The organism is Pseudomonas sp. NyZ480 (genome assembly GCF_029537255.1).
GTDB classification, from domain to species: Bacteria; Pseudomonadota; Gammaproteobacteria; order Pseudomonadales; family Pseudomonadaceae; genus Aquipseudomonas; species Aquipseudomonas taiwanensis.
The window spans coordinates 3196139-3221305 of the sequence record NZ_CP120626.1 but is presented as its reverse complement, the minus strand read 5'-3'; the positions used below and the strand labels follow the sequence as shown (position 1 = coordinate 3221305).

The 25167-nt window shown below is 62.3% G+C and carries 27 protein-coding genes; 15 read left to right on the top strand and 12 right to left on the bottom strand.

Annotated elements, in window-relative coordinates; translation table 11 throughout:
• Positions 1–113: 113 nt before the first annotated feature.
• Positions 114–4226 (bottom strand): CheR family methyltransferase, encoded by a 4113-nt coding sequence (locus tag P3R38_RS14755; protein WP_277686337.1) that lies wholly within the window; start codon positions 4224–4226, stop codon positions 114–116.
• A gap of 187 nt (positions 4227–4413) precedes the next feature.
• Between P3R38_RS14755 and P3R38_RS14750 the strand changes: the two genes are divergently transcribed.
• A complete protein-coding gene (locus P3R38_RS14750) occupies positions 4414–4656 on the top strand; it encodes a hypothetical protein (protein ID WP_023381005.1) in 243 nt (80 codons plus the stop codon).
• Positions 4657–4719: 63 nt separating this feature from the next.
• Here the strand turns inward: P3R38_RS14750 and P3R38_RS14745 are convergent, their stop codons facing one another.
• Both P3R38_RS14745 and P3R38_RS14740 read right to left on the bottom strand, forming a co-directional pair.
• A complete protein-coding gene (locus P3R38_RS14745) occupies positions 4720–5100 on the bottom strand; it encodes a hypothetical protein (RefSeq protein ID WP_023381004.1) in 381 nt (126 codons plus the stop codon).
• A gap of 110 nt (positions 5101–5210) precedes the next feature.
• Positions 5211–5711: a DUF4142 domain-containing protein gene (locus P3R38_RS14740; RefSeq protein WP_023381003.1), complete on the bottom strand. Its 501-nt coding sequence runs from the start codon at positions 5709–5711 to the stop codon at positions 5211–5213.
• A 232-nt stretch (positions 5712–5943) separates the two neighbouring features.
• Here P3R38_RS14740 and P3R38_RS14735 point away from each other — a divergent pair, with 232 nt between their 5' ends.
• The 4 genes from P3R38_RS14735 to P3R38_RS14720 are packed head-to-tail and all read left to right on the top strand — an operon-like array spanning position 5944 to position 9563.
• Positions 5944–6129, top strand: a complete 186-nt coding sequence (locus P3R38_RS14735) for a hypothetical protein (protein WP_104881625.1) — start codon at positions 5944–5946, stop codon at positions 6127–6129.
• Between the two features lie 38 nt (positions 6130–6167).
• Entirely contained in the window at positions 6168–7478 is a 1311-nt protein-coding gene (locus P3R38_RS14730) for an iron-containing redox enzyme family protein (protein WP_023381001.1), read from the top strand.
• A complete protein-coding gene (locus P3R38_RS14725; RefSeq protein WP_104881627.1) occupies positions 7478–8431 on the top strand; it encodes a class I SAM-dependent methyltransferase in 954 nt (317 codons plus the stop codon). Before P3R38_RS14730 ends, P3R38_RS14725 begins: the two co-directional genes overlap by 1 nt.
• Positions 8432–8438: 7 nt before the next feature.
• Positions 8439–9563: a carboxylate-amine ligase gene (locus tag P3R38_RS14720; protein ID WP_104883587.1), complete on the top strand. Its 1125-nt coding sequence runs from the start codon at positions 8439–8441 to the stop codon at positions 9561–9563.
• Between the two features lie 257 nt (positions 9564–9820).
• On the opposite strand, the gene P3R38_RS14715 is transcribed toward P3R38_RS14720, so the two are convergent.
• The 4 genes from P3R38_RS14715 to P3R38_RS14700 all read right to left on the bottom strand — a co-directional run bounded on the left by P3R38_RS14715 (position 9821) and on the right by P3R38_RS14700 (position 12752).
• Positions 9821–10360: a type 1 glutamine amidotransferase domain-containing protein gene (locus tag P3R38_RS14715; protein ID WP_023380998.1), complete on the bottom strand. Its 540-nt coding sequence runs from the start codon at positions 10358–10360 to the stop codon at positions 9821–9823.
• 93 nt (positions 10361–10453) lie between these two features.
• Positions 10454–11695, bottom strand: coding sequence for a DUF4010 domain-containing protein (locus tag P3R38_RS14710; protein WP_023380997.1), 1242 nt, complete (start codon positions 11693–11695; stop codon positions 10454–10456).
• Positions 11680–12501 carry a helix-turn-helix domain-containing protein gene (locus tag P3R38_RS14705; protein WP_104881630.1) on the bottom strand — a complete coding sequence of 274 codons (822 nt, stop codon included), beginning with the start codon at positions 12499–12501 and terminating at the stop codon, positions 11680–11682. Before P3R38_RS14705 ends, P3R38_RS14710 begins: the two co-directional genes overlap by 16 nt.
• Before the next feature lie 2 nt (positions 12502–12503).
• Positions 12504–12752 (bottom strand): hypothetical protein, encoded by a 249-nt coding sequence (locus P3R38_RS14700; protein ID WP_027906748.1) that lies wholly within the window; start codon positions 12750–12752, stop codon positions 12504–12506.
• 372 nt (positions 12753–13124) lie between these two features.
• On the opposite strand from P3R38_RS14700, the gene P3R38_RS14695 reads away from it, so the two are divergent.
• A complete protein-coding gene (locus tag P3R38_RS14695) occupies positions 13125–14051 on the top strand; it encodes a universal stress protein (RefSeq protein ID WP_023380994.1) in 927 nt (308 codons plus the stop codon).
• A gap of 27 nt (positions 14052–14078) precedes the next feature.
• Here P3R38_RS14695 and P3R38_RS14690 read toward each other — a convergent pair whose 3' ends face one another.
• Complete coding sequence (locus P3R38_RS14690; RefSeq protein WP_023380993.1) at positions 14079–14627, bottom strand: GNAT family N-acetyltransferase; 549 nt, start codon at positions 14625–14627, stop codon at positions 14079–14081.
• A gap of 187 nt (positions 14628–14814) precedes the next feature.
• Here P3R38_RS14690 and P3R38_RS14685 point away from each other — a divergent pair, with 187 nt between their 5' ends.
• The 5 genes from P3R38_RS14685 to P3R38_RS14665 all read left to right on the top strand — a co-directional run bounded on the left by P3R38_RS14685 (position 14815) and on the right by P3R38_RS14665 (position 19181).
• Positions 14815–15729, top strand: coding sequence for a universal stress protein (locus P3R38_RS14685; RefSeq protein ID WP_277686336.1), 915 nt, complete (start codon positions 14815–14817; stop codon positions 15727–15729).
• Positions 15730–15731: 2 nt separating this feature from the next.
• Positions 15732–17099, top strand: coding sequence for an MBL fold metallo-hydrolase (locus P3R38_RS14680; RefSeq protein ID WP_023380991.1), 1368 nt, complete (start codon positions 15732–15734; stop codon positions 17097–17099).
• A gap of 55 nt (positions 17100–17154) precedes the next feature.
• Positions 17155–17763 carry a hypothetical protein gene (locus P3R38_RS14675; protein WP_104881632.1) on the top strand — a complete coding sequence of 203 codons (609 nt, stop codon included), beginning with the start codon at positions 17155–17157 and terminating at the stop codon, positions 17761–17763.
• A gap of 61 nt (positions 17764–17824) precedes the next feature.
• Positions 17825–18529 (top strand): phosphoribosyltransferase, encoded by a 705-nt coding sequence (locus P3R38_RS14670; protein WP_023380989.1) that lies wholly within the window; start codon positions 17825–17827, stop codon positions 18527–18529.
• Positions 18522–19181, top strand: coding sequence for an alpha/beta family hydrolase (locus P3R38_RS14665; protein WP_252189403.1), 660 nt, complete (start codon positions 18522–18524; stop codon positions 19179–19181). Before P3R38_RS14670 ends, P3R38_RS14665 begins: the two co-directional genes overlap by 8 nt.
• A gap of 18 nt (positions 19182–19199) precedes the next feature.
• Here the strand turns inward: P3R38_RS14665 and P3R38_RS14660 are convergent, their stop codons facing one another.
• The 3 genes from P3R38_RS14660 to P3R38_RS14650 form a co-directional block, all read right to left on the bottom strand.
• Positions 19200–20567 carry an erythromycin esterase family protein gene (locus P3R38_RS14660; RefSeq protein ID WP_027906743.1) on the bottom strand — a complete coding sequence of 456 codons (1368 nt, stop codon included), beginning with the start codon at positions 20565–20567 and terminating at the stop codon, positions 19200–19202.
• Between the two features lie 95 nt (positions 20568–20662).
• Positions 20663–21232, bottom strand: coding sequence for a GNAT family N-acetyltransferase (locus P3R38_RS14655; protein ID WP_023380986.1), 570 nt, complete (start codon positions 21230–21232; stop codon positions 20663–20665).
• Between the two features lie 110 nt (positions 21233–21342).
• Positions 21343–21939 carry a universal stress protein gene (locus tag P3R38_RS14650; RefSeq protein WP_158664634.1) on the bottom strand — a complete coding sequence of 199 codons (597 nt, stop codon included), beginning with the start codon at positions 21937–21939 and terminating at the stop codon, positions 21343–21345.
• On the opposite strand from P3R38_RS14650, the gene P3R38_RS14645 reads away from it, so the two are divergent.
• Positions 21910–22323 carry a hypothetical protein gene (locus P3R38_RS14645; RefSeq protein ID WP_158664635.1) on the top strand — a complete coding sequence of 138 codons (414 nt, stop codon included), beginning with the start codon at positions 21910–21912 and terminating at the stop codon, positions 22321–22323. The genes P3R38_RS14650 and P3R38_RS14645 overlap by 30 nt on opposite strands.
• A 120-nt stretch (positions 22324–22443) precedes the next feature.
• A complete protein-coding gene (gene fnr, locus P3R38_RS14640) occupies positions 22444–23175 on the top strand; it encodes a fumarate/nitrate reduction transcriptional regulator Fnr (protein WP_049818693.1) in 732 nt (243 codons plus the stop codon).
• Here the strand turns inward: fnr and P3R38_RS14635 are convergent.
• The gene (locus P3R38_RS14635) at positions 23150–23881 is read right to left on the bottom strand and encodes a hypothetical protein (protein ID WP_023380983.1); all 732 of its coding nucleotides are present in this window, start codon (positions 23879–23881) and stop codon (positions 23150–23152) included. The two genes, fnr and P3R38_RS14635, sit on opposite strands and share 26 nt — an antisense overlap.
• Positions 23882–24075: 194 nt before the next feature.
• Here P3R38_RS14635 and P3R38_RS14630 point away from each other — a divergent pair, with 194 nt between their 5' ends.
• Both P3R38_RS14630 and P3R38_RS14625 read left to right on the top strand, forming a co-directional pair.
• Complete coding sequence (locus tag P3R38_RS14630; RefSeq protein ID WP_027906740.1) at positions 24076–24636, top strand: Hsp20/alpha crystallin family protein; 561 nt, start codon at positions 24076–24078, stop codon at positions 24634–24636.
• 62 nt (positions 24637–24698) lie between these two features.
• Positions 24699–25163 carry a CBS domain-containing protein gene (locus P3R38_RS14625; RefSeq protein WP_023380981.1) on the top strand — a complete coding sequence of 155 codons (465 nt, stop codon included), beginning with the start codon at positions 24699–24701 and terminating at the stop codon, positions 25161–25163.
• The last annotated feature ends 4 nt before the right edge of the window (positions 25164–25167 follow it).

Sequence of the window (25167 nt, the reverse complement as noted above, 5' to 3'; positions counted from 1 at the left end):
GGACTCACCTCTAGCGACCCGTGGTGGGGTGCAAGGGTTCACCACGATTGACGAGCGGGCCGCCGGGACAGCAGGTAGACTCGTGCGGCACAGGCCAGGCGCCAGCCGCGCGATCAGCGGGTTTGCGCGCCGTTCAGGCGTTCAAGGGTTTCGATCAGGTCCTCGTAACCGACAGGCTTGTTCAAGTGTCGGTCGAAGCCGGACTGTCGCGATTTGTGTTGATCGGCGCTGGCGCCGTAGCCGGTCAGGGCAATGGCCGGAACGTAGCGAAGATGCTCAAGGCCACGCAGTGCTTTGATCAGCGCGTGTCCATCCATGCCGGGCATGCCGATATCGGAAATGATCACGTCATATCGCGCATCCGCCGCTGAGGCCAAGGCCAGGTGTGGATCGCTGTAGGCATCGACTTCGGCATTTTCCATGAGCAGTAACTGCTCCATCACATCCAACACATCGACCGAGTCATCCACCAGTAATATGCGGATACCGGCGAGCCGCCCCTCAGGCACTGCATCGCTAGCCTGTTCCTGGGTTTGCTGAGTGTATTCGCATAACGGCAGGGTGATGGTGAAGGTGCAGCCCTGGCCAAGCCCTGGTGACTGTACGCGCACGTTACCGCCATGGGCCTCGACCAGTTGGCGTACCAGGGAAAGGCCGATGCCGAGGCCTTCGCGGCCATGGCTGGTGGGGGCGGCCTGGCTGAACAGTTCGAAGATGTTTTCCAGCGATTCTTCGGCAAGCCCAATGCCGTGGTCGATCACCTGCAGTTGCGCATGCTCGTCCAACTGCGTGAGCACCAGCAGGATCTCGCCATCGGCGGGGCTGAATTTCAGCGCGTTGTTCAGCAGGTTCCAGATAATCTGTTCCAGGCGCGTACTGTCTGCCATGACATACACCGGCGCGCCATTGGCTGGCAGCGTCAGGCGCACGCTACAACCGCGTTGTTCGCTGCAGGCCACCGAGTGGATACCCTGCAGCACAGCGCACAGGTCGACCGGCCGGGTCTGGAGCTTGAGCTTGCCCGTACGTATGCGTGCGACATCGAGCAGGTCGTCGATGATACGCGCCTGGCTGGCGACCGCTTCGCAGATCACGCTGACGGCCTTGTTCGCCGCGCTGGTACTCTTGACCGGAGGCAGACGTCGCAGGATATCGGCATTGAGCTGGATGAGGTTCAACGGATGCTTGAGCTCATGGGACATGACCGCGAAGAACTCATCCTTCATGTGGCTGGTGACCTGCGACTCGGCCAGTCGCTTGCTTTGCTCGTCGTGAAGCCGCTTGTGCCCTGTCAGGTCGCGGGCGATCTTGACGTAGCCGCGCAGGCTGTTGCCCTTCAGGCGCGACACTTCGCCGCTGCAATAGAAGCGACTGCCGCCCTTGCGCACATGCCAGCGCTCGTCCTGGCCGCGACCCTGCAGGCGAGCGGTGCGAAGTTCACGCTCCGGCACCCCGTTCTCGCGGTCTTTCTCGGTGAAGAGCAGCGAAAAGTGCTGGCCCAGCACTTCGTCCTTGGCGTAACCGAATATCAGCGCAGCGCCGGTGTTCCAGTCGATGATCAAGCCGTGTTCGTCGAGCAGGATGATGGCGAAGTCGTGGGTGCTCTCCGCGACCAGGCGCATGCGCTCTTCCCCTTGTCGCAAACGTTCTTCGGCAGCGCGACTCTTGGTGATGTCGATGAACGTCAGCACGGTGCCATCGACGTTCTGTTCATTGGCCCGATAGGGCAACAGGCGGGCCAGGTACCAATGCTGGTCATTGCCGATCACCTCGCGCTCTAGCGTGGTCTCGCGCTCGATCACCGCGCGCGCGTCGTCCGCCAGCCCTGGGTAGTCCAGGCGGTGGGTGATGTCGAGCAGCGAGCGGCCGGTATCGACCGGCAGCATGCTGAAGATATCGGTGGCCCGGGGGGTGAACCAACGGATGCGCAGGCTGCGGTCGACGAACACTGTCGCGATCTGGGTGGAGGCGATCAGGTTGCTCAGGTAATCGTTGATCTTGTCGGTTTCATCGACCTTGGACTTGAGCTCGTAGTTGACCGTCAGTAACTCTTCGTTGATCGACTGCAGTTCTTCCTTGCTGGTTTCCAGCTCTTCGCTGGCAAGGCGCAGTTCTTCGTTGATCGCCTGCATTTCCTCGTTCGAAGCGGTCAGCTCCTGGCTGGAGATCTCTGACTGCTCGATGGTTTCCTGCAACTGTTGGCGGGTTCGCTGAAGTTCGCGCTCCAGGGTGTTCAACACCATGCCGTCGGTCTGCTCGGCAATGGCCGGGCCGTGCGCGTCGGCTTCGCTCACCTGGAAGACGACCAGCAGGCATTCGCTGCCGCTGGGCTCGTCCTGGTGTGGCTGGACCTGCATCTTTACTTCGATACGCTGCTCATCGACAGCGACGATGACCGGGCCTGAGGTGACCAGTTGGCCGGTGTTCTGGGCTTGTAGCACGGTACTGCGCAAGGTCGGTCGAAGCGGCACCAGCACCAGGTTCAGCAGGTTGTGACTGAGTTCTCCCCCTGGGTGGCGCAGAAAGCGGCCGACCCCTTCGCTCATGTGCAAGATGTTGCCGTCGGCGTCGATGATCAGGCTTGGTGGCGTGCGCCTGGCCAGTGCGCGGTGATGGATCTCGGCATAGGACAGCTTGCGAACGGGCCTGGTCTTGACCCGCGCCACCTGCGACTCGGGCGCCTGCAGGCGGGCGGTGCGACGCGCAGGCTCCACCTCCCTGGCCTTGAAGATACGATGGCGTTTGTCCACCGGAATGAACAGATCGGCAGCCGCATCCGCCGACTCCGATGAACCCAGAAACAGGTAGCCCCCTTTGCGCAAGGCGAAGTGAAAGATTCGCAGGATTTCGTGTTGCACTTCCCGGTCAAGGTAGATGAGCAGGTTACGGCACACGACCAGGTCGAGTTGGGAGAAGGGTGGGTCGGACAGCAGGTTATGGCGGGCGAACAAGACCTTTTCGCGGATGTCCTTGCGCACCCGGTAGTGCTGGTCTTCCTTGATGAAGAACTGGCGTAACCGTGCGGTAGGCACATCGGTGGCGATGGCATCAGGATAAACACCCAGGCGGCCGACATTGATAGCGCGTTCGTCAAGGTCGGTGGCGAACACCTGAATCCTGGCGCTACGTTGCTCCCGCGCCAGTTGTTCGGTGGCCAGCATCGCCAGACTGTAGGCTTCCTCGCCGGAAGAGCAGCCTGCCGACCAGATGCGCACTTCGCGCTGCGGATCTTCGCCGCTCTGGTCATGGCTAAGGCCGGGCATCACATGCTGTTGCAGCGCCTCGAAGGCGTCACGGTCGCGGAAGAAATTGGTCACCCCGATCAGCATGTCGGCGAGCAAGGCACGGCTCTCCTCGGGGTGTTGCTCCAGGTAGTCGCGATAGCCGGCCAGGTCGGTCTGCGCGGTGACATGCAGGCGCCGTTCAAGCCGACGCAAAACCGTTGCGCGCTTGTAGTGCTGGAAGTCATGCCCGGTGGTGGCGTGCAGACGGGCCAGGATGTCGTCCAGGAGCGGATCGCTTTGCTGTGGGTCGCCTGAGCGCTCGCCCAGGGCAGGGGGCAGGCTGTCGTCGTCTATTTCAGGCAGTTTGACCTCGCGTGCCGTGCGCCACAGTTCCACCAGCTTCCCAGGGATCTGGGCCACTGGAAGCACCAGGTCGACCATGCCGGTGTCGATCGCCGCCTTGGGCATGTCGGCGTACAGCGCATCGTCGGGTGCCTGCACCAGGGTCACACCGCCTTGCTCCTTGATTCGCGACAAACCCACTGCGCCATCGCTGCCGCTACCGGAAAGAATCACGCAAAAAGCATGATCCTTGTGCACATCGGCCAGGTCCCTGAAGAACAGGTCGATGGCGACATGATCGCCGCGACTGCGCCTGGCTGGGCTGACGCGCAGGTAGCCGTCGTTGGTGGACAACCGGTTGGCCGGAGAAATCACATAGACATGGTTGCGCTCGATCGGCACCGGCTCGCTCACCTGACAGACGGGCATGCGGGTGACCCGCTGGATCAAGCGGTCGGCCTGGCTCTGATGATCCGGCGACAGGTGCAATACGACGACGAACGCGACGCCGCAGTCGGCCGGCATGTGCTGGAAGAACGTCTGGATCGCCTCCAACCCGCCAGCCGATGCGCCGATGCCTACGACCGGGAAATCCAGATGGCTGGGGCTGAGCGCCGGGTTGTGCGGTGCTGCGAGTGTAGTCTTGCTGGACGACTTCATGGGCACGAACCTTGTGCGGACCGGGTAGGGTCCCTGTATGAATCATGGGCATTGGCAGCGATTATAGGCTTCACATCATCCGAGCGACGAGGGTTTGGCGACGTCGCGATGACGATCCTCGCCCGATCCGGGTGAACGTCGCCCGGCGGATGGACTCTCACTGCAATGAGCACCGAGGAGTCTTGTCATGAGCATCGAACGCAGCATCCCAGAGCTTGAAGCCTGGTACGCCCAGTACGACGACACCAGCTACCGCACCGAGTCGCCGGATGCCTACCACCACGCTTTGGTCCGCACCGCCGAGGCCTTGCGTGACGATGGCGCCATCGACTGGGACGATTGGCTGGCACTCAAGGCGCTGGCCGATGAAGCCCACGTGCGGGCGCTTGAAGATGCCGTGCAGGCCCATGTGAGCGATCCGGATGCATGACCGCTCAAGGAGCTGGCCAGCATCCGTCAAACCCAAGCAGGCCGCCGACGTGCGTCGAGCATCTCAACCATGCTTGCCTAACGCCTCGACCAGTTCTGCCTTGCTCATGGTCGAGCGGCCTTTGATGTTCTTGCTCCGCGCTTCCTTGAGAAGGCTCTGCTTGGTTTGCGTGTTCAGCGACGTACTCGATGTACGTGAGTGCCCCTGACGTGTTTGCGCCGCCCGCTTGGCCGAATCCGAACGGGCGGTGGACTGGGCCTTCGACGAGGCGGCTTTGCCCGAGCCGCCTGGCTTTTCGCCGCCGCCCGATTGCTTGTTGACCGTTGCCCAGGCGCGCGCCTCGGCTTCGTCCTTGGACAGGCCTTTATGCTCGTAGCGCTCTTCGATGTGTTCAGCCTTGCGCTTTTGGGTGTCGGTGTATTTGTCTTTGTCTCCACGTGGCATGCTGTTCTCTCCGCGTTCGAGTGATACAAGGTCACAGAACCGTTGATCAATGGGGCAGGATGGCTGCCCCATTGGCGTCGGGCCTACCGTCGCCTGGCCTGTCGGCTGGGTTATTTGCCGTGAGTCGTCTGCAAAGCTTTGGCCTGCTCGAGGTGATGTTCCAGCGTCGGCAGTTTTTCGCTGGCGAAGGCCTTCAGCTCTGGTTTGTCGGAGGATGTCGACTCCTTCTTGAACAGCTCCACGGCTTTTTCGTGCGCATCGACCTGGTTGTTGACATAGGAACGGTCGAAGGACGCTTCGCGCCATTCGAGGATCATTTTTTTGACCTTGTCGGTCAGCGCCGCTTCGTCGGGCACGCTGATGTCAAGCTTGCGGGCGATTTCGCCCAGCTGCTGGTTGGCCTTGGTATGGTCGGTGACCATCTGCTGGGCATATTTCTTGATGTCGGCGTTCTGGCTTTTTTCCTGGGCAAGGTTACTGGTGACCACCTCGGCGATGCCTGCCTCGATCGCCGCGTCGACGAAATCGTCCGAAGAGGCCGCCTGGACCTGCAGCGAAGCAAGGCTCATCAACAACGTGACGCCTGCGAGTTTCAAGAAGGGTTGGCTCATGTCTGACTCCTTCGTTCAGTTGGCGCGACCTCGATGTCGCATTCGGTTGAGCCAGGCGAGGGCGGGAAGGTTTAGTTTTTCTTCGATCATCGTGATGGCTACCCGCGCCTCCCGATGCACCCCGCCCCGGTATTTAGCGCCGTTCATCCACTGCAGGGTAAAAAAAACGAATCCAGCCGCGTCGAGCGCACTCGTTCGTTATGAACCCTCGCAACTACAACCGGAGCCCGACATGAAATACACCCTGCTCCCCACGGTGCTGCTCGGCGCCAGCCTGACGCTGCTCGGCGGCTGTTTCGACCGTGATTCAGATCATCCCGCCAAGGATGCGGACCCCAGCAAGCCGTCCTTGCAGATGGAGCAACCCGATACACCCACCACTCATCCGAGCCCCGAGACCAAGCCCCAGAATCCCTGAGCGAGGTGCGGCCCATGAGGTTGATACCATTAGAAATCATGCAGCAGTCAGTCCGGGTTGTGCCGGACGATCCGCAGCGGCAGTACTCGGCAATGCTGCAGTCGGGTGGCTATGACGCGCGGGAGTGGTTGGCCGGTCAACTTCAGCGGACGATATCGATGACCGATGATTTGCCGGACGATCCCGCGGATTTGGCGCAGTGGTCGGTCGATCATGCCGCCCGGGTCGCCGCAGAGCATGCGCGTTACCTGGCGCAGCGGCGTGAGGGCGCACCACGGCGGTTCTTCGCCAACCGGGCACAGGCCCTGTGGTTCCTGCAACAGGTCGCCCCGACCAAAGAGGTGGATGGCGCTTGGCTGCACGGAACGCTCAAGCACTGGCAAGATCCACGGTTCCATGGGCTGATCCGTACCTTCCTAGAAGAACTGGGCGATGGTGACCCCCGCTGCAACCATGTGTTGATCTACCAGCGATTGCTGAGCCGCCTGGGTTGTGACCAAGGGCTGCCTTTGGACCCGTCGCGGTACCTGCAAGGCGCGGTGCAGTTGGCCTTGGGGCGCAACGTCGAGCAGTATTTGCCGGAGGTCATTGGCTACAACCTGGGGTATGAACAGCCGCCTTTGCACTTGCTGATCACCACCCACGAGTTGGCCGAACTGGGCATCGATGCTCATTACTTTCAGCTGCACGTCACGATCGACAATGCCGCCAGCGGTCATGCTCGTCGCGCATTGCAAAGCCTGTTCCTGCTGATGCCGGGGCCGTCGGAAAAAGCCTGCTACGAGCGAGTGCGCAGGGGCTATCGTCTCAACGATCTTGGGCTCGACACGGCCTCGCTGATTGCGTCCTTCGACCTGGAAACGGAGTTGTTGGCCGCCTTGCAACGCAAGCGGGTATACGGCCAGTTCATGCACAGTGACCGTTGCCGCCTGCAAGGTCGGACCATCAACCAATGGCTGGCCGATGCCAGCGCGTTACCCGGCTTCCTGCGCGCCCTTGAAACGCAACAGTGGGTGCAACGAGGCGAGGCGCCTTCGAATAGCCGGTTCTGGGCCTTGATCGACGGACCGCATGCCGCGATGTTTGGGGTTTTCACCGCTTACGAAAAGCAGCTCTGGCATGACTGGATTGCCGGTGACAGGGCCGGCGTGCCGTATCGGCGCGTCGCACCGGGGCACTGGGAGCAGGGTTTGGCCTTGGAAGAGGGCGGGCCGGCCACGCAAGGGCTGCCTCGTGTCGAGTGCATGATCGAACGGATGTCCGGTAACCATCACGCCGAGCCCGATGGACTGCGCGCCACCCGCGATTTCATCCTTGCCACCGGCTTGACCCACGCAGGAGAGTGCTGATGTTGCTTGACCAGAACCAAGCTTATGCCGACCAGGCACTGTTGCACCTGGGTCGGCGCCTCAGCGCCGACGGTTATCGTTTCACCTGCGTGACCCCAGCTACCCATGCTCGCGTCAACGACCGGACCGCCGCCCAGCAGGCCCACGACCTGCGGGATGTGTTCGGCTGGAGCCGGCCGTTCCCGGCCTCGCTGATCAGCAGTGACGAGTTGGCCCAGTTGAAAACCGCTGGTGTGGTGCAGGCGCAGGGTGAGCTATTGCGCAGCGCGGTGCGTTGGTCGAGCCTCGACAACCTGTTGCTGGTCCATTCCGCGTGGCCGACCGACAGCCACGACGCGGTGTTCTTTGGTCCCGATAGCTACCGATTCGCCCAGGTGATACAGGACTTTCTGCAGCACAGTCCCCGGCGCGTGGAACATGCGGTCGACCTTGGCTGTGGCACCGGCATCGGCGCGCTGATCATCGCCCGTGCAGCCCCCCATGCGCAGGTTTGCGCGGTGGACATCAACCCTTTGGCGTTGCGTTATACCGCCATCAACGCTGCACTGGCGGGGGTGGCCAACGTGTCGGTCGAGCCCAGTGACCTGCTCGATGGCATCGGCGCGAACTTCGACCTGATCGTTGCCAATCCGCCTTACATGCTCGACGCCCAGCAGCGCGCCTATCGCCATGGTGGCGGTGCGCTCGGAGCCGAGCTTTCCCTGCGCATCATCGAACAGGCGCGCGAACGCCTGGTCATGGGTGGCACGTTGTTGCTGTACACCGGGGTCGCGATCGTCGACGGTCGCGATGCCTTGCTGGACGCTGTGCGCCTACGCCTGGCCGGGCCTGCCTTCAGTTGGCATTACCGTGAGCTGGACCCGGATGTATTCGGTGAGCAACTGCTCGAACCAGGCTACGCGCATGTCGAACGCATCGCCGCAGTAGCACTGACCCTGACTCGCATCGCCTGAGTGCACGATGGTCAGGGCGCAAGGGTTCGGCATCGAAGAGGAATACTTGCTGGTCGACGTTACCCGTGGCGACGTCCTGGCCAGGCCGTCGCACGCAGTGGCGCGCCGTTGCCGTGAAGTGGTGGGCGAGCATTTCGCCGAGGAAATGTTCTACAGCCAGATCGAGGTCGCTTCACCGGTGTTGGCCAACCTGCATGAAGCGCGCAGCTATTTCACCGAATGTCGACACAATCTGTGCAGCGCGCTGGCGCAGGAGGGGGTGGCCCTTTATGGCGCTGCCAGCCATCCCACCGCGCGGTGGCAACGCCAGCATGCCCGGGACCAGAATCACTACCGCCAGGTATTCGACGACTATCAAATGGTCGCCCGCCGTAGCCTGCTCTCGGGGCTGCATGTGCACGTGGGGGTGGCGCCGGAGATCGACCGCATGCAGCTGATCAACCAGATGCTCTGCTGGTTGCCGCTGTTGCTCGTCCTGACCACCTCTTCGCCGTTCTGGTGCAGCCAAGTGACCGGTTACCAAAGTTACCGACGCGTGGTCTGCGGGGAGTGGCCGCACATGGACATGCCAGAGCCGCTGGCTGACTGGAATGCCTACCTGCGCTACAGAACACTGCTCCAAGGTATAGGCGGGCTTGCCGAAGACGGCGACTTCTGGTGGGCGATCCGCCCGTCGCGGCGATTTCCGACGATCGAGTTGCGCATCTGTGATGCGTGCCCACGCTTGGAAGACGGCCTGGCCATCGCCGGGCTGTTCCGTCACCTGGTAGAGCAGACGCTGCGGGTTCGTCAGCATTGGCAGCCGCTCGGCCCCGAGCAACGTTGGATCATCCAGGAGAACTACTGGAGGGCGCTCCGCCATGGCGGCAATGGCATGTTCATAGGCGCGCACGACAGGCAACCGGTGACCGCCCATGGCTGGCTGGCACAGCTGCAGGGCCTGGTACCCGCCGACACCCAGGATGCCGAGCACGCATTCGGCCACGCTGCGCGTATCCTCCAGGACGGCAGTAGCGCTCAACGCCAACTGGCCGCCTTCGAGCGCGCCCTCGCCCAGGGGAGAGACCGGCGCCAGGCCTTCCGGGCGGTGGTCGACCAAGTGGTGGGCGAGATGACGCCGGCCACAGGTTGACGCCGGCGAACCCGTCACTCAACCATCGGATTGCTCTTCTGGCGGGACTTGGTCCTCTGGCCAGTCCGGCGCCTCGGTTTCGGAGTCTGGTGCAGGCATCGGTTCACCTGGGTTGTGGGGGACGTCATCGACATATGGGTCTGGGGCATTGGGATCGTGCATGACGAGGTACCTCCAGTAGCGGATGGGTACCTCTTTAGGTCATGGGGCCGCGCGCGACGTTCAATTCACTTGCAGCGGCGGTGTCAACGCGCAGCTCAAACGGCCAGGGCGCGGACCAACTGGTCGTTGAACGCGGGAATGTCATCGGGCTGACGGCTACTGATCAGGTTGCCATCCACCACCACCTCTTCGTCCACCCAGGTGCCGCCTGCGTTGCGAATGTCATCCTGCAGTGTCTTGTAGCTGGTCATCCGCTTGCCCTTGGCCAAACCGCTCGACACCAACAGCCAGGCGCCATGACAGATCACTGCCAACGGCTTGTTGGCCGATTGATGGCTTTTGACCAGTTTCTGCGCGCCGGGAATCAGCCGAATGGTATCGGAGTTCTGCACGCCGCCGGGCAGCACCAGCGCATCGTACAGATCCAGATGCGCATTCTCGAAGGTGGCATCGACGGCGAATTCGTCAGCGGGCTTGTCGTGGTTCCAGCCCCGCACAGTGCCTTCCTTGTCGCTCAGGATATCGACCACGGCGCCATTGTTTTGCAATGCTTCGCGGGGGCCGGTCAGCTCGACTTGTTCGAATCCATCGGTGACCAGAAAGGCCACGCGCTTGCCATTGAGTGGTGCACTCATCGTCATAATCTCCGTTTTTCGATAGACCTGGAACAGGAGGCCTGTCCGACGGGTGCAAAGTTCCTGCGCAATGCCCGAGTGGCGTTCGACAAGTCAGGTCACTAAAAGCCCCAGCCACATCGCGCCAAGAATGATCAACTGTGCCGGGGCGAGGTAACGTGCGAATGCGAAGCCGCCATTGCTGAACGCCAGTACGCATTTGGTCAGGCTATTGCCCGTCACTGCCATCATCCCTGGTACCACGACATCGGCTGTCCCCAGCTGTCCTGCCACAACCAGCGAGGCTACCGATGCGGTGGCTGCGTGGGCATCGCCCATCCCGCCGAGGAAGGCCGCGATACTGACGCCGCTGTGGCCCAGGTGGTGAAGCAGGAATGCCGAGAACAAGGCGATTCCGGCCAGCGCCAGGGTGATGATCAAGGCTGTCCAGAGGTTGAAGGCGCCATCGCCCTGAGGTGCCGGGCACGCGCCTTGGTCGTTGCGCCAAGGTGCCAGTAACAAGGTTCCGTAAACCACCGTAACCCCTACACCGAGCCCGATCGAGGCCATGAAAGGTTTCAACAGGCGGCGGTCGACGATGCCCAGTACCAAGGCGAATTGCGCGATGCTGGCGAGGTTGGACAACACGGCCGCGGCGGCCAGGGATTTTACGGCAGCGACGCGTTGACGGGCTTGATGGGCAAGCAGCGCAATCGTCGCCGTGCCCGAGGCGAAGCCGGATGCGATGGCGCTCAGGGGCAAGCCGTAGCGTGGGCCGACCAGACGCAAGGCAATGTGCCCCAGCGCACCGACGGTCATCAGCAGCACGACCAGCGTACAGAGGGTGCGAGGGTTGAGTGCGCCATACGGCCCCATGAACCTGTCCGGTGTCGACGGCAGCACCACCAGCGCCATCGTCAACAGCATCAAGCCATCGCGCAGCTCTTGCTCGTTCAGTTGCTGGAGCACGAAATGATGCAGCTCGCGGCGCAGTGCCAGGAGCAGGGTCAGTACCACGCCGACAGCGGTGGCCAGTTCTGGTTCCTCGAGGCTCAGTGCTCCGAGGGTCAGCACCAGCAGCAGGGCGATTTCGCTGGTGACTTCGGGGTCTCTGTCGGCATGTTTGTGGTAATGCATGCACAACATCAGTACCAGGCCAAGGCTGGCGAACCCGACCAGCATGGGCCCGGCCAGCAACATGCTGACGTAGCCCAACAGGGCGGTGATGGCGAAGGTCCGGAGGCCGGCGGCGGCATGGTCTTCATTGCGGCCTTTCTTGCGCTCGCGCTCAAGCCCCACCAGCATGCCGATGCCCAATGCCACGGCGCCGTGGCTGATATTCACCGCGTCGAGCATGGCGCCTTCGGGTTGTCCTTGGGCGCGACGTCCGCGCCGCCTTGCTCAAGGGCTATCAAGGCTGGCAGATTGAGTATCTCGACAAGCCTGCCACGCATGCTGACGATACCCAGCGCACGCAAGCGGGCGACCGAACGACAGACGGTCTCAAGCCGCAGTCCCAGGTACGAGGCCATGTCTTCCCGGGACATGCGCAGCATGAAACCGTGGGCAGAATAGCCCCGGCTGACGAAGCGCCGTGACAACCCCACCAGGAAGCTGGCCAGGCGCTGCTCGGCGGTGAGGTTGCACAGCATCAACACCCGTTCATGCTCGCGCACGATTTCCCGACTCATCAAACGGTTCAGGCTTTGCTGCAGGACGGGAAAGTCGTGTGCCAGGGCCTGCAGCCGGCGGTAGGGGACAGGGCACACCTCGCTGTCTTCCAGGGCAATGGCATCGCATACGTGGTGTTCGGTGGCGATGGCGTCGAGGCCAAGCACATCGCCCGGCATCCAGAAATTGATCACCACGCCCTGGCCTTCGGCACTGTTCAGGCTGGTCTTGAAGCTGCCGCAGCGCACGGCATAGAGCGTTGTCAGCGGGTCATTGGCGTTGAACAGCGCGGCGCCTTTGCGAACACGCAGGCGTGGGCCGATCAGGGCGCCCAGGCAACTGTTGTCTTGCACCGGAAGACCGGTGGGCAGGCACAACCCGCTGACACGGCACTCGGTGCACAGGGTCGTGAGCGGTTTCAGGTGGATCGGCGTCGCGGGACTCGACGCTGGCGGTTGGTCGAGCAAGGTCACGTTCAGTAGGCCAGTCATTTTCAGGCCTCCTTCGCGCATCGGAGATCTGCCTGAGTGGCCATCCGAGCATTGGCTTTACCCGTGCTGCCCATGCCGGGGCGTGGTGACCAGTCGGCAAGCATGTCGCGTGAATGGGGTGCATTGAGACGGGCGTTAAGCCGATCGACGAAGGCTTGCGCTTCGTCGGGCGTCGTGAAGCTCACCCGGCAGTCGTCCATGCGGACCCACCAGCGGTTCTGTTCAGGGCTTGTTTCGACGTAGATGTTCATGGAAGCCTCCAGAAGCATGCATGAGCAAACCAACTGCAAATCCATGCGAAACGAAGGCATCCCTGCCAGCAACAGGGGTGGTTCAGGGCGTATTGGCCATTTTCGTCACGCCATTGGGCGGGTTGGCGAATGATTCATGGCCGACTTCGCAGGTTGTCATGAGCGTCATGGCACGCCTCCAGGGAGTTCGATGATTGTTGTTGGTATAGAGTCAGGTTGCGCCGTAAACGCCAGGAAGCTTTGATCCGCATCAAATTCTCGCGCAGCTGGCATCGCCGTTTGTCCGTCCAGTGGTTCAGTTGATAAACGTCAAGTCCGCATAGGGCGGTTCAGGGATGATCCAGGGACACTTCCCAAACGCTGAGGTGCGCCATGGACAACCCGCAAAGACTTCTGCTGATCGCTTCGCCTCTGATGCGGCGCACCCCGGTCTACGACCGTGCGGCGGCGCTGGCCAAGGCCAAGGGCATGGCCCTGCATATCGTGGCGTTTGACTACCTCGAAGGCCTTGCCACCGCGGGCTTGGTCAACGACCAGGCCCTGGCGGTGATGCGCGAAGGCTATGTACAGCAACACCGTGAATGGCTGGAAACCCAAGCGCTGTCGATGCGCCGCAATGGGGTGACGGTCACCACCGAAGTGGTATGGGTCCAGCATCCGCTGGACGAGATACTCGTGCACCTGCGCGAGCAGCCTTTCGCCATGCTGATCAAGGCCTTCGAGCATGAACCCTGGTGGGCACGGGCAATGTTCACCTCGCTCGACATTCAGTTGCTGCGGGAAACCCGCATTCCCCTGCACCTGGTTCACCAGGCCAGCCATGCGCTGCCGCGCAAGATTCTGGCGGCCGTGGACCTGTCGCGCCCGGAAGACCAGTTCGAGGGCTTCAACGACCAGATCATCAGCGAGGCGCTGAAGCTGGCATTACAGTGCAATGCCCAGATCGAGTTGCTATATGCCTACGACATGGGGTCGATGTACCTGGACGCCGGCGGCAGCCGCGAGCATTCATTCCTGTTCGACTCCAACCTGGCCCAGACACTGCACGAGGCGCAAAGCGATGCCTTCCAGGCACTTGCCGAGCGCAATGGAATCGCCGCCGAACACCGCCACCTGCGCTTGGGAGACCCGGCCAAGGTGCTGGCGCTGTTCATGGAGAACAACGATATCGACGTACTGGTCATGGGCAGCTACCACCATCACGGCATCGGCTGGTTCATCGGCAGCACTGCCGAGCGGGTGTTGAATCGCTTGTCCAGCAGCGTGCTGGTGATTTCACCGGAGCATTCCCAAGGCTGAGAGACAAGGCCCCAAAGGGCCTTGTCTTCAGGTGCGAAGGTCAAGTTCGTGAATGATCTCGCTGACATCGCCACCCAAGTAGCGTGAGCTGAAGCCCAGGCCCTTGGTCAGCCGGTGCATGGCATAGTTGTTCGCCAGGTCCCTGGAAATCATGCAGTGAAAGCCGTTGCGCTTGGCGGCTGCGATCAGGTGCTGCATCAGCAACCGGCCCAGCCCCTTGCGCTGCCATTGTTCGTCCACGGCGACGGCGCATTCGCAGAGGCGGCTGCCGGGCACGCTGGCATACCGGCTTACCCCGATCTGGTGCAACTGGCCATCTGCATGGACCAGGGCAACGTAGGCTTCGCGCTGGTGGTGATCCACTGGCATTTGCTGCGCATCCAGGCTTGGCACGCCGCCACTGAGCCCAGCGATCAAGCGGAAACGTCGGGCTTCGTAGGCGATCGTGCTGAGAAAGCGGCGGTCCCTTTCGCGGTCCTCTTCTCGCAGCGGACGGATCAGTACGGCAGCGCCGTCCGAAAGCTTCTCGATCCAATGCTCGCCCGTATCTGGCTGGTCAGCCTGCTGCTTGTTCATGTCGCCTCCCGATTACCTGGTCGATGCTTGCTGCAGCCGTTGTACCGTGCTGGGCGGCGCCGGTTCTGACAATCGTCAAGTTCAGGCGCGGCAGGTGGTTTTTCTGATCTGCATCAAGCGCGCATCAGCCTGCCTCCGGACAATCGCCTACATCATCACGCCAGCCGCGCAAGCCCGGAGGTTCGCCATGGGTCAATATCGACAACTGCTGGTGCTGCTCACCGAGGTCGATCCGCATTCGGCCGCGCTGCGCAGGGCCCTGGCCCTGGCGCATGTCAGTGGTGCCAGCGTGCATGTACTGGGCTTGTTCGAACCGACGCAGGAGCACCTGTTGCGTGAAGAGCGATTGAACGAGGCCGATATCCAGCGCCAGTTCGACCACTACCGTGTACGGCTGGCAGGTTTGGTCGAGCGTCACCGTGGCAGCGGTGTCGCCTTGACGGTCGACAGCCTGCAGGCGGACGACATCCGCAGCCAGGCCCTCGACTACATCAGCGAACTGCAGCCCGACATGGTCATCAAGGACAGCGAAGCGACGCCAACCATTGTGCGACTGTTCAGCACGCCCCTGGATTGCGCCTTGATGCGGGGCCTGAAGGGCATCACGCACTTCGTGCCGGCGGCAGCGGTGTCGCTGCCCCAGCGCGTGCTGGTCGCCGTTGACACTTCCTTCAGCGAAACCCCCGAGGTCCAGGCATCCTTCAATCGTGGGCTGATCCGTGCCGCGCAGGCGCTGGCACTGCAATGCGATGCACAGTTGCACCTGCTCTCGGCCTACAACCTGGCCGGCGTATTCGCCTCGGACATGAACGTCACCCAGGCGTGGATCGATGAGATGCGCAACGCCTTGAAGGAGCCGTTCGACACCTTGGCGGACACTGAGGGGGTCGCGGCGAATCGCCGCCATTTCATGGAAGGTGGCCCGGTGCAAGTGATTCGCGAGCAGGTCGCTGCGCTGGATATCGACGCGGTGGTCATGGGTGTGGTGCAGCCCAAAGGGCTGGACAAGCTGCTGGGCGATACCACCGAGCGCATCGTCAGCCGTCCACCGTGCAGTGTCCTGGCGGTTCACCCTCAAGCGGTCGAAACCCTGGAGCCCTAGCCATGCAACTGACATTTCTCGGTGGTACCGGGACCGTGACCGGCAGCAAGTTCCTGTTGACCCGCGACAGCAGCCGTGTGCTGATCGACTGCGGACTGTTCCAAGGTTACAAGCAACTGCGCCTGCGCAACTGGGAACCGCTTCCGGCGGCGCTTCATGCACTCGATGCGGTGGTGCTGACCCATGCCCATCTCGACCACAGTGGTTATCTTCCAGTGCTCGCACGGGAAGGCTATGCCGGTCCGATCTACGCAACCCCGGCCACCTGCGCCTTGGCCGAGATCCTGCTGCTCGACAGTGCCCGATTGCAGGAAGAGCAGGCCGAGCATGCCAACCGCCACGGCTACTCCAAGCATTCACCGGCACGCCCGCTGTACACCGAGCAGGATGCGAAGCGCGCCTTGGCACTGCTGCGCCCTGTGGAGTTGCATCACCCGATCATGGTCGTGCAAGGCATGGAGCTGCTGTTGCGCACGGCCGGGCACATACTTGGCGCGGCAACGGTGCAGATCAAGGTCGATGGCCAGACGCTGGTCTTCTCCGGGGACCTTGGCCGGCCACAGGACCCGATCATGCGCGCGCCGGAACTGATCAGGACGGCAGACGTGCTGCTGGTGGAATCCACCTATGGCGATCGCCAGCACCCAACCGAATCAACCGAGCAATACCTTGCCCAGGTCATCAACCAGACCCTCCTGCGCCATGGCATCACGTTGGTACCGTCATTCGCCGTCGGTCGTGCCCAGTTGCTGATGTACTACCTGTACAAGCTCAAGCGCGATGGCCTGATACCCGACATCCCGGTCTACCTCAACAGCCCGATGGCCACCGATGCAACCGCCCTGTACCAGCAGTTCAGAAGCGAGCATCGCTTGACGTCCACGGAATGCGCGGCAATGTGCAGGGGCACGCATATCATCCGTACGGTCGATGAGTCCCGGCATCTGGATCAGCTGCGGGAACCTTCGGTGATCATCGCCGCCAGTGGCATGGCGACTGGTGGACGGGTGCTGCACCATCTCAAGGCGTTGGCCCCCAACCCACGCAACAGCATCCTGTTCTCGGGTTTCCAGGCCGGTGGTACGCGCGGGGCTGATATCGTCGCCGGTGCACACAACGTCCGCCTGCATGGCGAAGACGTGCCCATCCGGGCCCAGGTGCATGCCATGGAGAACCTTTCAGCGCATGCCGATGCCGACGAGATCATGGAGTGGCTGCGCGGATTCGCCCGCCCGCCACGCCAGACCTACGTCATCCATGGCGAGCCCCATGCCGCCGACACGCTGCGACGGCGGATCAGCATCGAGCTCGGTTGGCAGGTCTGCGTGCCCGAGTACCAGGAAACCGTTGCCATTGACCCAGTGCGCTAGCGTGGGCCGGGAGGCTGTCATGGAAACACAAGCGAGGGCGAAACTCCGGGCCTGGATGCATCGGCCACGGGGTAGCCTGGGGTGGATCGTGGCGATCTTGGCATTGCTCATGGTGGCCGCTACCTACCGGTCGTTGAGCCCAAGCTGGCGTCTGCCCATGCAACACCCGTTCGTGCTGCTGGCTTTGCTGGCCTTGTGCGTGGCGTTGGGCTGGGTGGTGCAGCGTGGCGTCAAGCGCACGGTCGGCAAGACCATTTTCAATGGTCAGGCCACGGGCTGGCAGGCTCGGCTTGCCTTCCTGCGCTCGGTCACCCAGGAGTCGAATGTTCTTTTAGGCCTGTTGCTGCTGCTGGCGTTGCTCGCTGGCGGCACGCTTTGGCTGGCGGGGCGCTCGGTGGACCGTATCGTGGAGAATTGCGCAGACAACTTGCAGGCCCAGGTGAACACCCCAGGGGATGAGAAGCTCACGGCACTGGTCGGCAAGCCGGTGTGTACCTGCCTGGCGCAAACGTTCCTCGATCGCAATGGCGTGATCCGCCTGGCCTTGTTCGAAACGCCGATGCGGGAAGTGAGCGCATACAAGGCGTTGACGGCGGACGATGAACAGCGCTGTCTCGAGCAGTTCGACCTGCTACCTGAAGAAGCCCGGGCGACGGCGCCTTGAAGGGTGGTAGTGCTTGCCAGTAGGTGAAACGACAGGCGCCGTCTCGGCGCGGGAGGTTTCCATGTCACATGATCTTGCGCGTCGCACCCTGTACCCCGACCGCGCTGAAGCCGGTCGCTGCCTGGTGGCGCCGTTGAGCCAATACGCCGAACGGGCTGATGTAATCGTGCTCGCCTTGCCACGGGGCGGGGTGCCGGTGGCTTACGAGGTCGCCATCGCCCTCAAGGTTCGCCTGGACCTGCTGGTGGTGCGCAAGCTTGGCATGCCATCGCACCCGGAATATGCCATGGGCGCGATCGCTGGGGGAGGGGTGAAGATTCTCAATGACGATGCATTGCGGGCCTATCCGGTCGATCGGGCCCTGCTTGAGAGCGTGATAGCCAGGGAAACACAGGAACTGAGACGTCGTGAGCGCGCCTATCGGGGTGGCCGACCTCCGCTTCGGCTCAAAGACCAGACCGTGATCCTGGTCGATGATGGCCTGGCAACCGGGGCCTCGATGATGGCGGCCATCCAGGCGGTGCGTGCCCAATCGCCAGCGCGGATCGTGGTCGCGGTGCCGGTCGCGCCACCGGAAACGCTAGAGGCCCTGTGGAGCGAAGTGGACGAGGTGATCTGCCCGCTGGTGCCCGATCGGATGGTTTCGGTCGGCTATTGGTACCAGGACTTTCCGCAGACCTCGGACGAGGAGGTCATGGCGCTGATGGACAAGGCCGGGATCGCAGCGTCGTCCGGGGGCCGTGGCGGGGAGGCTGAAGATGACTGAGGTAGTGCTGCGCTCGATGAAATGGCCCGGCGTCGAACTGCTCGCGGACCTACGGTTACCCACCAACACCCAGGCCTTGGTCATTTTCGCCCATGGCAGCGGTAGCGGTCGGCTGAGCGCCAGAAACCAGTATGTGGCGGACGTGCTCGCCAGTCGCGGCCTCGGCTCGTTGCTGTTTGACCTTTTGACCGAGCAGGAGCAGCGACTGGACAACCAGACCGCCGCGCTGCGCTTTGATATTCCGCTGCTGGCGAAGCGGCTTACGGATGTCATCGATTGGGTTGGCCAGGACCCCGACCTTGCTAGCTTGCGCATTGGCGTGTTCGGCGCCAGTACGGGTGCAGCGGCGGCTTTGTGTGCGGCGGCCGAGCGCCCGGAGGTGGTGGCGGCGGTGGTCAGCCGGGGAGGGCGCACCGATCTGGCAGGCGAAGCGCTCAAGCGGGTACAAGCCCCGACCCTGCAGATCGTTGGTGGCAGGGACGTTCAGGTCCTGGAACTCAATCGTCAGGCCAGTCGGATGCTGCTTTGCGAGCATCGCTTGGAGGTAGTAGCAGGTGCTTCGCACCTGTTCGAAGAGCCTGGCACCCTGACCGAAGTCGCCGTTCTGGCGGGTGACTGGTTCGTCACCCACCTGCAAGACCCATCCCCTTGAGCCTTGCAGGCCGGATGTTCAGACGCCGAACGGATAGGTTTCGTCCTCCGGTTCAAGGTGTTGTTGTTTCGGCAGAGGCAGGGCGTCAACCGGTTGGGTCTGTTCGATCCAAAGCAGGGCGTCGAATTGCTCGGCCAGCACTGCTTCGAAGTAATGGCTCAGCCGTTCGCTCTCCGGTCGGTAGATGACGCCGATCGCGCGTTCGAGCAGTGGCATTGACAAGATGCGACGAAGCTCCTTGCGCTGTGGGTCTCGCCAGTCGGTCAAGGAAGCCGGTACGCCTGCCAGGCGGAACTGGTGCTCCCAACTGTCCGACCGCGAAGGACGGATGTCCTTGATCAGCATGTCGCCATCCCAGTCACTGGCGGCGGCCACTTGTCCGCGGTCGGTGGCCATGCCGATCAGCACGGCGTCCCGGCCAAACGCGTGGCGGCACAGTTGGCCGATGTTGAATTGGCCTTTCCAGCCCATTTCCGTGGCATCGGCGTTGCCGATGTGAGAGTTGTGTGCCCAGACCACGGCTTTGGCGTGTGGCCCGCGATGTTCCAGCAGTGCGCGCAGGGTATCGAACATGTGCCGGTCGCGCAGGTTCCACGAGGCAGTCGAGCCTCGGTAGATCGCCCGATAGTATTGTTCTGCGGCGATGATCACGCGTGCGTTCTGGGTGGCATTGAAAAACGCTTCATCATTGCGGATCAGGCCCGACAGCTGATCGGCCAGCATCACATTCAGTTGTTCGACCACAGGCTGCTCGCAGGGCATGACGCCACCCCGTTCGACGAAGTGGCCATACAGTGTCGGGTCATCCTGCCAGGGCGTCAGGCAACCATACCGTCGGCGCGCTTCGCGGGCCAGGTGCGGATCTGTCCGGTCCAAAAAGGCCAGCACTTCGTGAATGGAGTTGCGCAGGCTGTAGACGTCCAGGCCGCGAAACTCCACGCGGCGGTCGACGGCGAGCAGGCGATTATGCCCATGCAGCCAGTGGGCGAATGCCTTGACCTCGCTGTTGCGCCACATCCAGGTTGGGAAACGGCTGAATATATGGCGCTTCCATGCCGAATGAGCCAAGCCCCGCACGTACTGGTCAACGTGCCCTGCATCCGGCCAGTCGGCTTCGACGGCCACGATGTTGAAGCCGTGCTGTTCGATCAGCCGCCGGGTAATGGCTGCACGGGCGCGATAGAACTCGCTGGTGCCATGGCTTGCCTCGCCCAGCATCACCACACGGGCGTCGGCGTAGCGATCGAACAGCGCGGCGAAGGCGGGGGACTCGAGGTCGGGCAAGGGTTCGGCGAATTGATGCAGCAGGGGGGCGATCTCCGCGCTGTCGACCTGGTATTGCTTGCCGTAGAGCATTTCCATCAGTTTGCGCGAGTTACCGTTCATGGATACCCTCCTCGTGCGGATGTGGCCGCAGGTCGTGGGGCGAAGAGCGGGTGGGGCAGCGCTGTGGCCACCCCAGGCGCTGGCGCAACGACGCTTCAGGTCAGGTTCAGGCGATGGATGACCTGGGTCGGGTCATCCGGGTCGGTGCTGGTGGTGAATCCTGCCGCCTTGGCCAGGTCACGCATCGCCTGGTTGGCGGCCGAGTCGATCGAATACATCTGTCGTAGGCCCTTGGCCCGGGCATGATCGGTCAGGTGCTTGAGCAAGAGTCGACCCAGACCATGGTGCTGCCAGCTGTCGAGCACGGTCACGGCGCATTCGCATTCATCCTTGCCGGCAATGGCGGCGTAACGGGAAATGCCCACCTCTTGCAGCTCGCCGTCCACATGGGCGAGGGCGACGTAGGCCGCTTGGCGGTCCTGGTCGACCGCCATCAACTGGTCGAGCATTGCCTCACCGGGCTCCTTGATCTGGCACAGGAAGCGAAAATGCCGCGACTGCGGTGACAGCCGTTCGATGAAGGCCCTCTCGCGCTCCCGGTCCTTGGCTTGCAGCGGTCTGATCAGCACATGGGTGCCATTGTCGAGGGCTTCGATCCAATGCTCGCCCGCAGGCTTGGGAAACGAGGGCGCGGTGTATTGGCGGGAGGGTTCTGTAGGAGCCATGGCAATAATCCTCGTGTGTCGGGAATGAACAATGGAGCTTCAGTTTCGACGCTTGGCCCTGCGCGGACTTGATAGTTGTCAATTGCCTGCCCTCCAGCGGGTGTCACCTGTCAGGCAGGGAACAACAGCGGATCGTCAAGGCTCGCCCAGGCTTGGGTCGCTGGCTGCATTGCCCTGTTCGGTGCGTTGACCACCAAAAGGCTGCAGGTGAGGTGGCTCAGCAAATAGCGCAGTGTCTCGTGCTGGCGCAGGTTATAGGCATTGGCGATCACCACCAGGTCGTATTCGCACCGATTGGCATAGGCGCAGAGGGTATGGGCGCAAGAGCCGACGATCAGGTGATGGTGAAGCGTCGGTATCCCAAGCTGCCCAGCAAATGCCTTGAACGTGGCGGCCAAGGTTTCGTACCTTGGGATTTCTGCCAGGCTGTAGTGCTCGCTATGGCGCAGCAGCGCCGCCTGGTCGTAGACCGAAAACAGGTGCATCTTGCCTTTGCGGGCCTGGCATACGGCCTTGGCTACCTCGATGACGTGGGCATTCAATGCCCGTTCGTCGAGGTCTTCGCAGCTTGCTGGCGCGGCGACGAACAGCTTCTCCAGGTTGGGCGCCACCTGTTCGCGAGCGAACAGCACCGGGCAGGGAGCTTTTTCCAGCAGTTGCAGGTCCAGGTTGGCCTGATGCGCCGCCTCGTCGGCGGCATGGTCCATGACCACCAGGTCCGCGCCACAGCGCGTGACTTGCGCCGCGACGCCGTTTGCCGTGGGTTTGAGTACCGTGACATCAGGACTGACACGAAGGCCCCTGGACGCAAGATGGGAGGCCCGCTGTTTCAGGTACGACTCGACGGACGGTTTCTGCCCGCCAAGGGATGGGGCACGCAGCGCGGCAAGCGAAACACTGGCGTCCAAGGCCATTGCCAATTCGGCGCTTTGCTCAACCGCCGGGCTGTATCGATCATCGCAAGGGGCGATCAAAAGCAAGTGATTGATTTTCATAAATGGGGCCTTCTGTCTGGACTGAGCATCGATCGAGCCGCACTGGCTGCTTGCAACCTGCCGACAGTCGAGCATGAGAGCAGCGCGCAGACCTGACTTGATCTTCATCAAGCCTTGAGCAGGACGGTGTGACCCTTGGTCGGAGGGCGCGAAAAGGCCGGGGGAACCAGCTAATTTGTATTAATACCCCCCATGCACATTAGCGGAGGCATGGTCATGTCAGGCTCACTGGATATGGGGGCAAGGCCCCATGTGAAGTGCCTTGCGTGTTCGTTGAGCCGGCTTTGCCTGCCCGCCAGCCTCAGTGCCGACGAAGTGGACAAGCTGGAGCGAATCGTGCGCCGTAACCGCCCGTTGAAGAGGGGCGAGTATCTGTTCAAGGCCGATGAGCCGATGGAGCACGTGTTCGCCCTACGCTCAGGGGCGATCAAGAGTTTCCTGCTCGATACCGAGGGCAACGAGCGGATTACCGGTTTCGTCCTGCCGGGGGAGATGCTGGGGCTGGACGCCATTGGTGCAAGGCATTATCGAAGCTATGCCCTGGCGCTGGAGGTTTCGCTGGTGTGTTCCATCAGGCTGGATCAGCTGGTCGACCTGTCGGGGCAGATCCCAGGCTTGCGTTACCAGCTGTTGCATATGCTGAGCATGGGGATTCAGGGCAAGGATGAGCACTTGCGCTGCTGCCACGGCCGAGCCGAACAGCGGCTTTCGATATTCCTGCTCGGCATGTCGGCGCGTTATCACGAACGCGGCCTGCGCGCAGACGTCTTCAACCTGCCGATGTCCCGTGGCGATATCGCCAACTACCTGGACCTTACCCTGGAAACCGTCAGTAGGCTGTTCAGCCGTTTCACCCAGGCAGGGTTCGTGAAATGCGTCGGGCGGGAAGTTCGGCTGGTCGACTTGCAAAGCCTGCTGAACCTCAGCCGGCTGGAGGAACCCACTTGAGCGCAGCCAGGACCCTGTCATAGCGCTGGACCGGCCCTCCCAGTGGACAGTGATCCCCCCAGGTTGGCCGAGGCATATGGTCGGTCCGCAGCCAGATGCGCTGTGGCGATATCCCCTTTTGCCAACACAGGCGTGCTGCTTGTCGAGCCACCTGGGGCGGCGCGCAGCAGTAGACCGTGTCTGGCCTGAATGCTTGCAGTTGCTGTGTCAGTTGCATCCATCCGCTTGAGGGGTCGCGCGGCGCCGTCGTTTGCGCGCGAAGCCATGGCCGGCATTCAGCGGGCAGGTGCTCCAGCGCCAAGCCCTCGTGTAGCAAGCGCACCTGTACCCAAGGCAGCCAGCAGCGGACCTCATCGAGCATGCACAATAGCGCCAATATCCCTTCGCCCCGTGTGATCGCCAGCAGGCGCGCACTCTGCAAGGGCACTGGCCAGCCGCTGCCCAACGGGCCTGAATACCCCAGCAGCTCGCCTGGCTGCCCCAGCGGGTGCGCACCGTGGGTAGTCACCACGAACCGTCCATCCACTCCGGGCAGGCTGACGTAGCTGCATGGCCAGCGCTCGGTGCGATTGGCCAGCAGGCAATACTGGCCTGGCATCGCCTCGGTGAATTGCGGGCTGCACTGTGCCAGGCGCAGGCATTGTTGAATACCCGGGCCAGGGAAGGTTTCCAGCAAGCGGACACGCTTGCCGTCGTCCCGCTCCATAGTCGCCTCGATAGTGTCTGGATGGACCGCACTGTTTTCAAGCTAGGCGTCTGCCAGAACGGGACTTTGATCAGGATCAAACCGACAAGCGATGGCAGCAGCGCGCTGATTGATAAAGGTCAAGCGCGGGGTTGCCTGCCCGCGCACGATCGAGGTGTCTCCCTGGGAGGCATTACTCATTCGAGGAGGTCGCCATGTCCGAAGCAGCCAAGAAAGTACCTGTCACTCCCGCAGCCACCCAACCTGCCAAGGCTTCTCCACCCGGCACCGAGCCGTCGGACCTGTGGCGGCCGTTCCAGCAGCTGCGGCGCCAGATCGACAGCCTGTTCGACGATTTCGGGCGCCGGCCATTGCGCATGCCGTTCAGCCACACCCCATTCGATGTCGAGCCGTTCTGGCGCCGTGAGCTGTTCGCCCATGGCATGCCGGCAATGGATATCAGCGAACTGGCCGATGAGTTTCGCATCAGTGCCGAACTGCCAGGTGTGGACGACAAGGACATCGAGATCAAGCTGGTCAATGGCAATGTGGTGATTCGCGGCGAGAAGCAGGAAGAGGTCGACGAAAAGCGTAAGGAGTACCACCTGTCGGAGCGGCATTACGGCAGCTTCGAGCGGGTCTTCCAACTGCCCCGTGAAGTCGACGCTGAAAAGATCAATGCCCAGTTTGCCAAGGGCGTACTGCTGGTGCACCTGCCCAAGCGCGCCGAAGCGATTCACCCTGAAAAAGTGATTCCTATCAAAAGCAGCAAGTGATTGACCCGACCGATTTCAGGAGCAGGGACGCTCCGCCTTCGCATTCCAAAAGGTAGAACATCATGTCCATTGGCAAATACTGCAACCGGGATGTGGTCACAGCGCCCCCCAGCATTTCCATCTACGCCGCGGCGCGGATGATGAGCCGGTACCACGTCGGGGACCTGGTGCTGGCCGAGCCTGTCGACCGCGACCGTTGCCGGCCCATCGGCCTGATCACCGACCGTGACCTTGCGCTGAGGATCATCGCCCGCAACCCTCCTGACCAGGAAGACCTGCAGGCCATCGACGTGCTGCCACGTCCATTGATCACCGCGAACCAGAACGAAGACCTGTTCGATGTGATTCTGAACATGCGGCGAGCCAACATCAGGCGGATCCCGGTGGTCGATGACTTTGGCCTATTGGTCGGAATCGTCACCGCGGACGACTTGGTGGGGCTGTTGGCCGACCACCTGCACGAGCTGACGTTGCTGATCCGTCAGCAGAGCCGGCGGGAAGAAGATATCCGCGCCGGGGACATCTGAACCC

Bases quoted from the DNA above. Each gene is read 5' to 3' on its own strand.
- P3R38_RS14690 (WP_023380993.1), bottom strand. From the start codon at position 14,627: ATGAACAAGCAGCAGGCTGACCAGCCAGATACGGGCGAGCATTGGATC.
- P3R38_RS14720 (WP_104883587.1), top strand. From the start codon at position 8,439: ATGGTCAGGGCGCAAGGGTTCGGCATCGAAGAGGAATACTTGCTGGTC.
- P3R38_RS14630 (WP_027906740.1), top strand. From the start codon at position 24,076: ATGTCCGAAGCAGCCAAGAAAGTACCTGTCACTCCCGCAGCCACCCAA.
- P3R38_RS14685 (WP_277686336.1), top strand. From the start codon at position 14,815: ATGGGTCAATATCGACAACTGCTGGTGCTGCTCACCGAGGTCGATCCG.
- fnr (WP_049818693.1), top strand. From the start codon at position 22,444: ATGTCAGGCTCACTGGATATGGGGGCAAGGCCCCATGTGAAGTGCCTT.
- P3R38_RS14670 (WP_023380989.1), top strand. From the start codon at position 17,825: ATGTCACATGATCTTGCGCGTCGCACCCTGTACCCCGACCGCGCTGAA.
- P3R38_RS14695 (WP_023380994.1), top strand. From the start codon at position 13,125: ATGGACAACCCGCAAAGACTTCTGCTGATCGCTTCGCCTCTGATGCGG.
- P3R38_RS14660 (WP_027906743.1), bottom strand. From the start codon at position 20,567: ATGAACGGTAACTCGCGCAAACTGATGGAAATGCTCTACGGCAAGCAA.
- P3R38_RS14725 (WP_104881627.1), top strand. From the start codon at position 7,478: ATGTTGCTTGACCAGAACCAAGCTTATGCCGACCAGGCACTGTTGCAC.
- P3R38_RS14755 (WP_277686337.1), bottom strand. From the start codon at position 4,226: ATGAAGTCGTCCAGCAAGACTACACTCGCAGCACCGCACAACCCGGCG.
- P3R38_RS14750 (WP_023381005.1), top strand. From the start codon at position 4,414: ATGAGCATCGAACGCAGCATCCCAGAGCTTGAAGCCTGGTACGCCCAG.
- P3R38_RS14745 (WP_023381004.1), bottom strand. From the start codon at position 5,100: ATGCCACGTGGAGACAAAGACAAATACACCGACACCCAAAAGCGCAAG.
- P3R38_RS14710 (WP_023380997.1), bottom strand. From the start codon at position 11,695: ATGCTCGACGCGGTGAATATCAGCCACGGCGCCGTGGCATTGGGCATC.
- P3R38_RS14635 (WP_023380983.1), bottom strand. From the start codon at position 23,881: ATGGAGCGGGACGACGGCAAGCGTGTCCGCTTGCTGGAAACCTTCCCT.
- P3R38_RS14700 (WP_027906748.1), bottom strand. From the start codon at position 12,752: ATGAACATCTACGTCGAAACAAGCCCTGAACAGAACCGCTGGTGGGTC.
- P3R38_RS14715 (WP_023380998.1), bottom strand. From the start codon at position 10,360: ATGAGTGCACCACTCAATGGCAAGCGCGTGGCCTTTCTGGTCACCGAT.
- P3R38_RS14665 (WP_252189403.1), top strand. From the start codon at position 18,522: ATGACTGAGGTAGTGCTGCGCTCGATGAAATGGCCCGGCGTCGAACTG.
- P3R38_RS14675 (WP_104881632.1), top strand. From the start codon at position 17,155: ATGCATCGGCCACGGGGTAGCCTGGGGTGGATCGTGGCGATCTTGGCA.
- P3R38_RS14735 (WP_104881625.1), top strand. From the start codon at position 5,944: ATGAAATACACCCTGCTCCCCACGGTGCTGCTCGGCGCCAGCCTGACG.
- P3R38_RS14705 (WP_104881630.1), bottom strand. From the start codon at position 12,501: ATGACTGGCCTACTGAACGTGACCTTGCTCGACCAACCGCCAGCGTCG.
- P3R38_RS14625 (WP_023380981.1), top strand. From the start codon at position 24,699: ATGTCCATTGGCAAATACTGCAACCGGGATGTGGTCACAGCGCCCCCC.
- P3R38_RS14740 (WP_023381003.1), bottom strand. From the start codon at position 5,711: ATGAGCCAACCCTTCTTGAAACTCGCAGGCGTCACGTTGTTGATGAGC.
- P3R38_RS14650 (WP_158664634.1), bottom strand. From the start codon at position 21,939: ATGGACCATGCCGCCGACGAGGCGGCGCATCAGGCCAACCTGGACCTG.
- P3R38_RS14730 (WP_023381001.1), top strand. From the start codon at position 6,168: ATGCAGCAGTCAGTCCGGGTTGTGCCGGACGATCCGCAGCGGCAGTAC.
- P3R38_RS14680 (WP_023380991.1), top strand. From the start codon at position 15,732: ATGCAACTGACATTTCTCGGTGGTACCGGGACCGTGACCGGCAGCAAG.
- P3R38_RS14655 (WP_023380986.1), bottom strand. From the start codon at position 21,232: ATGGCTCCTACAGAACCCTCCCGCCAATACACCGCGCCCTCGTTTCCC.
- P3R38_RS14645 (WP_158664635.1), top strand. From the start codon at position 21,910: ATGCGCCGCCTCGTCGGCGGCATGGTCCATGACCACCAGGTCCGCGCC.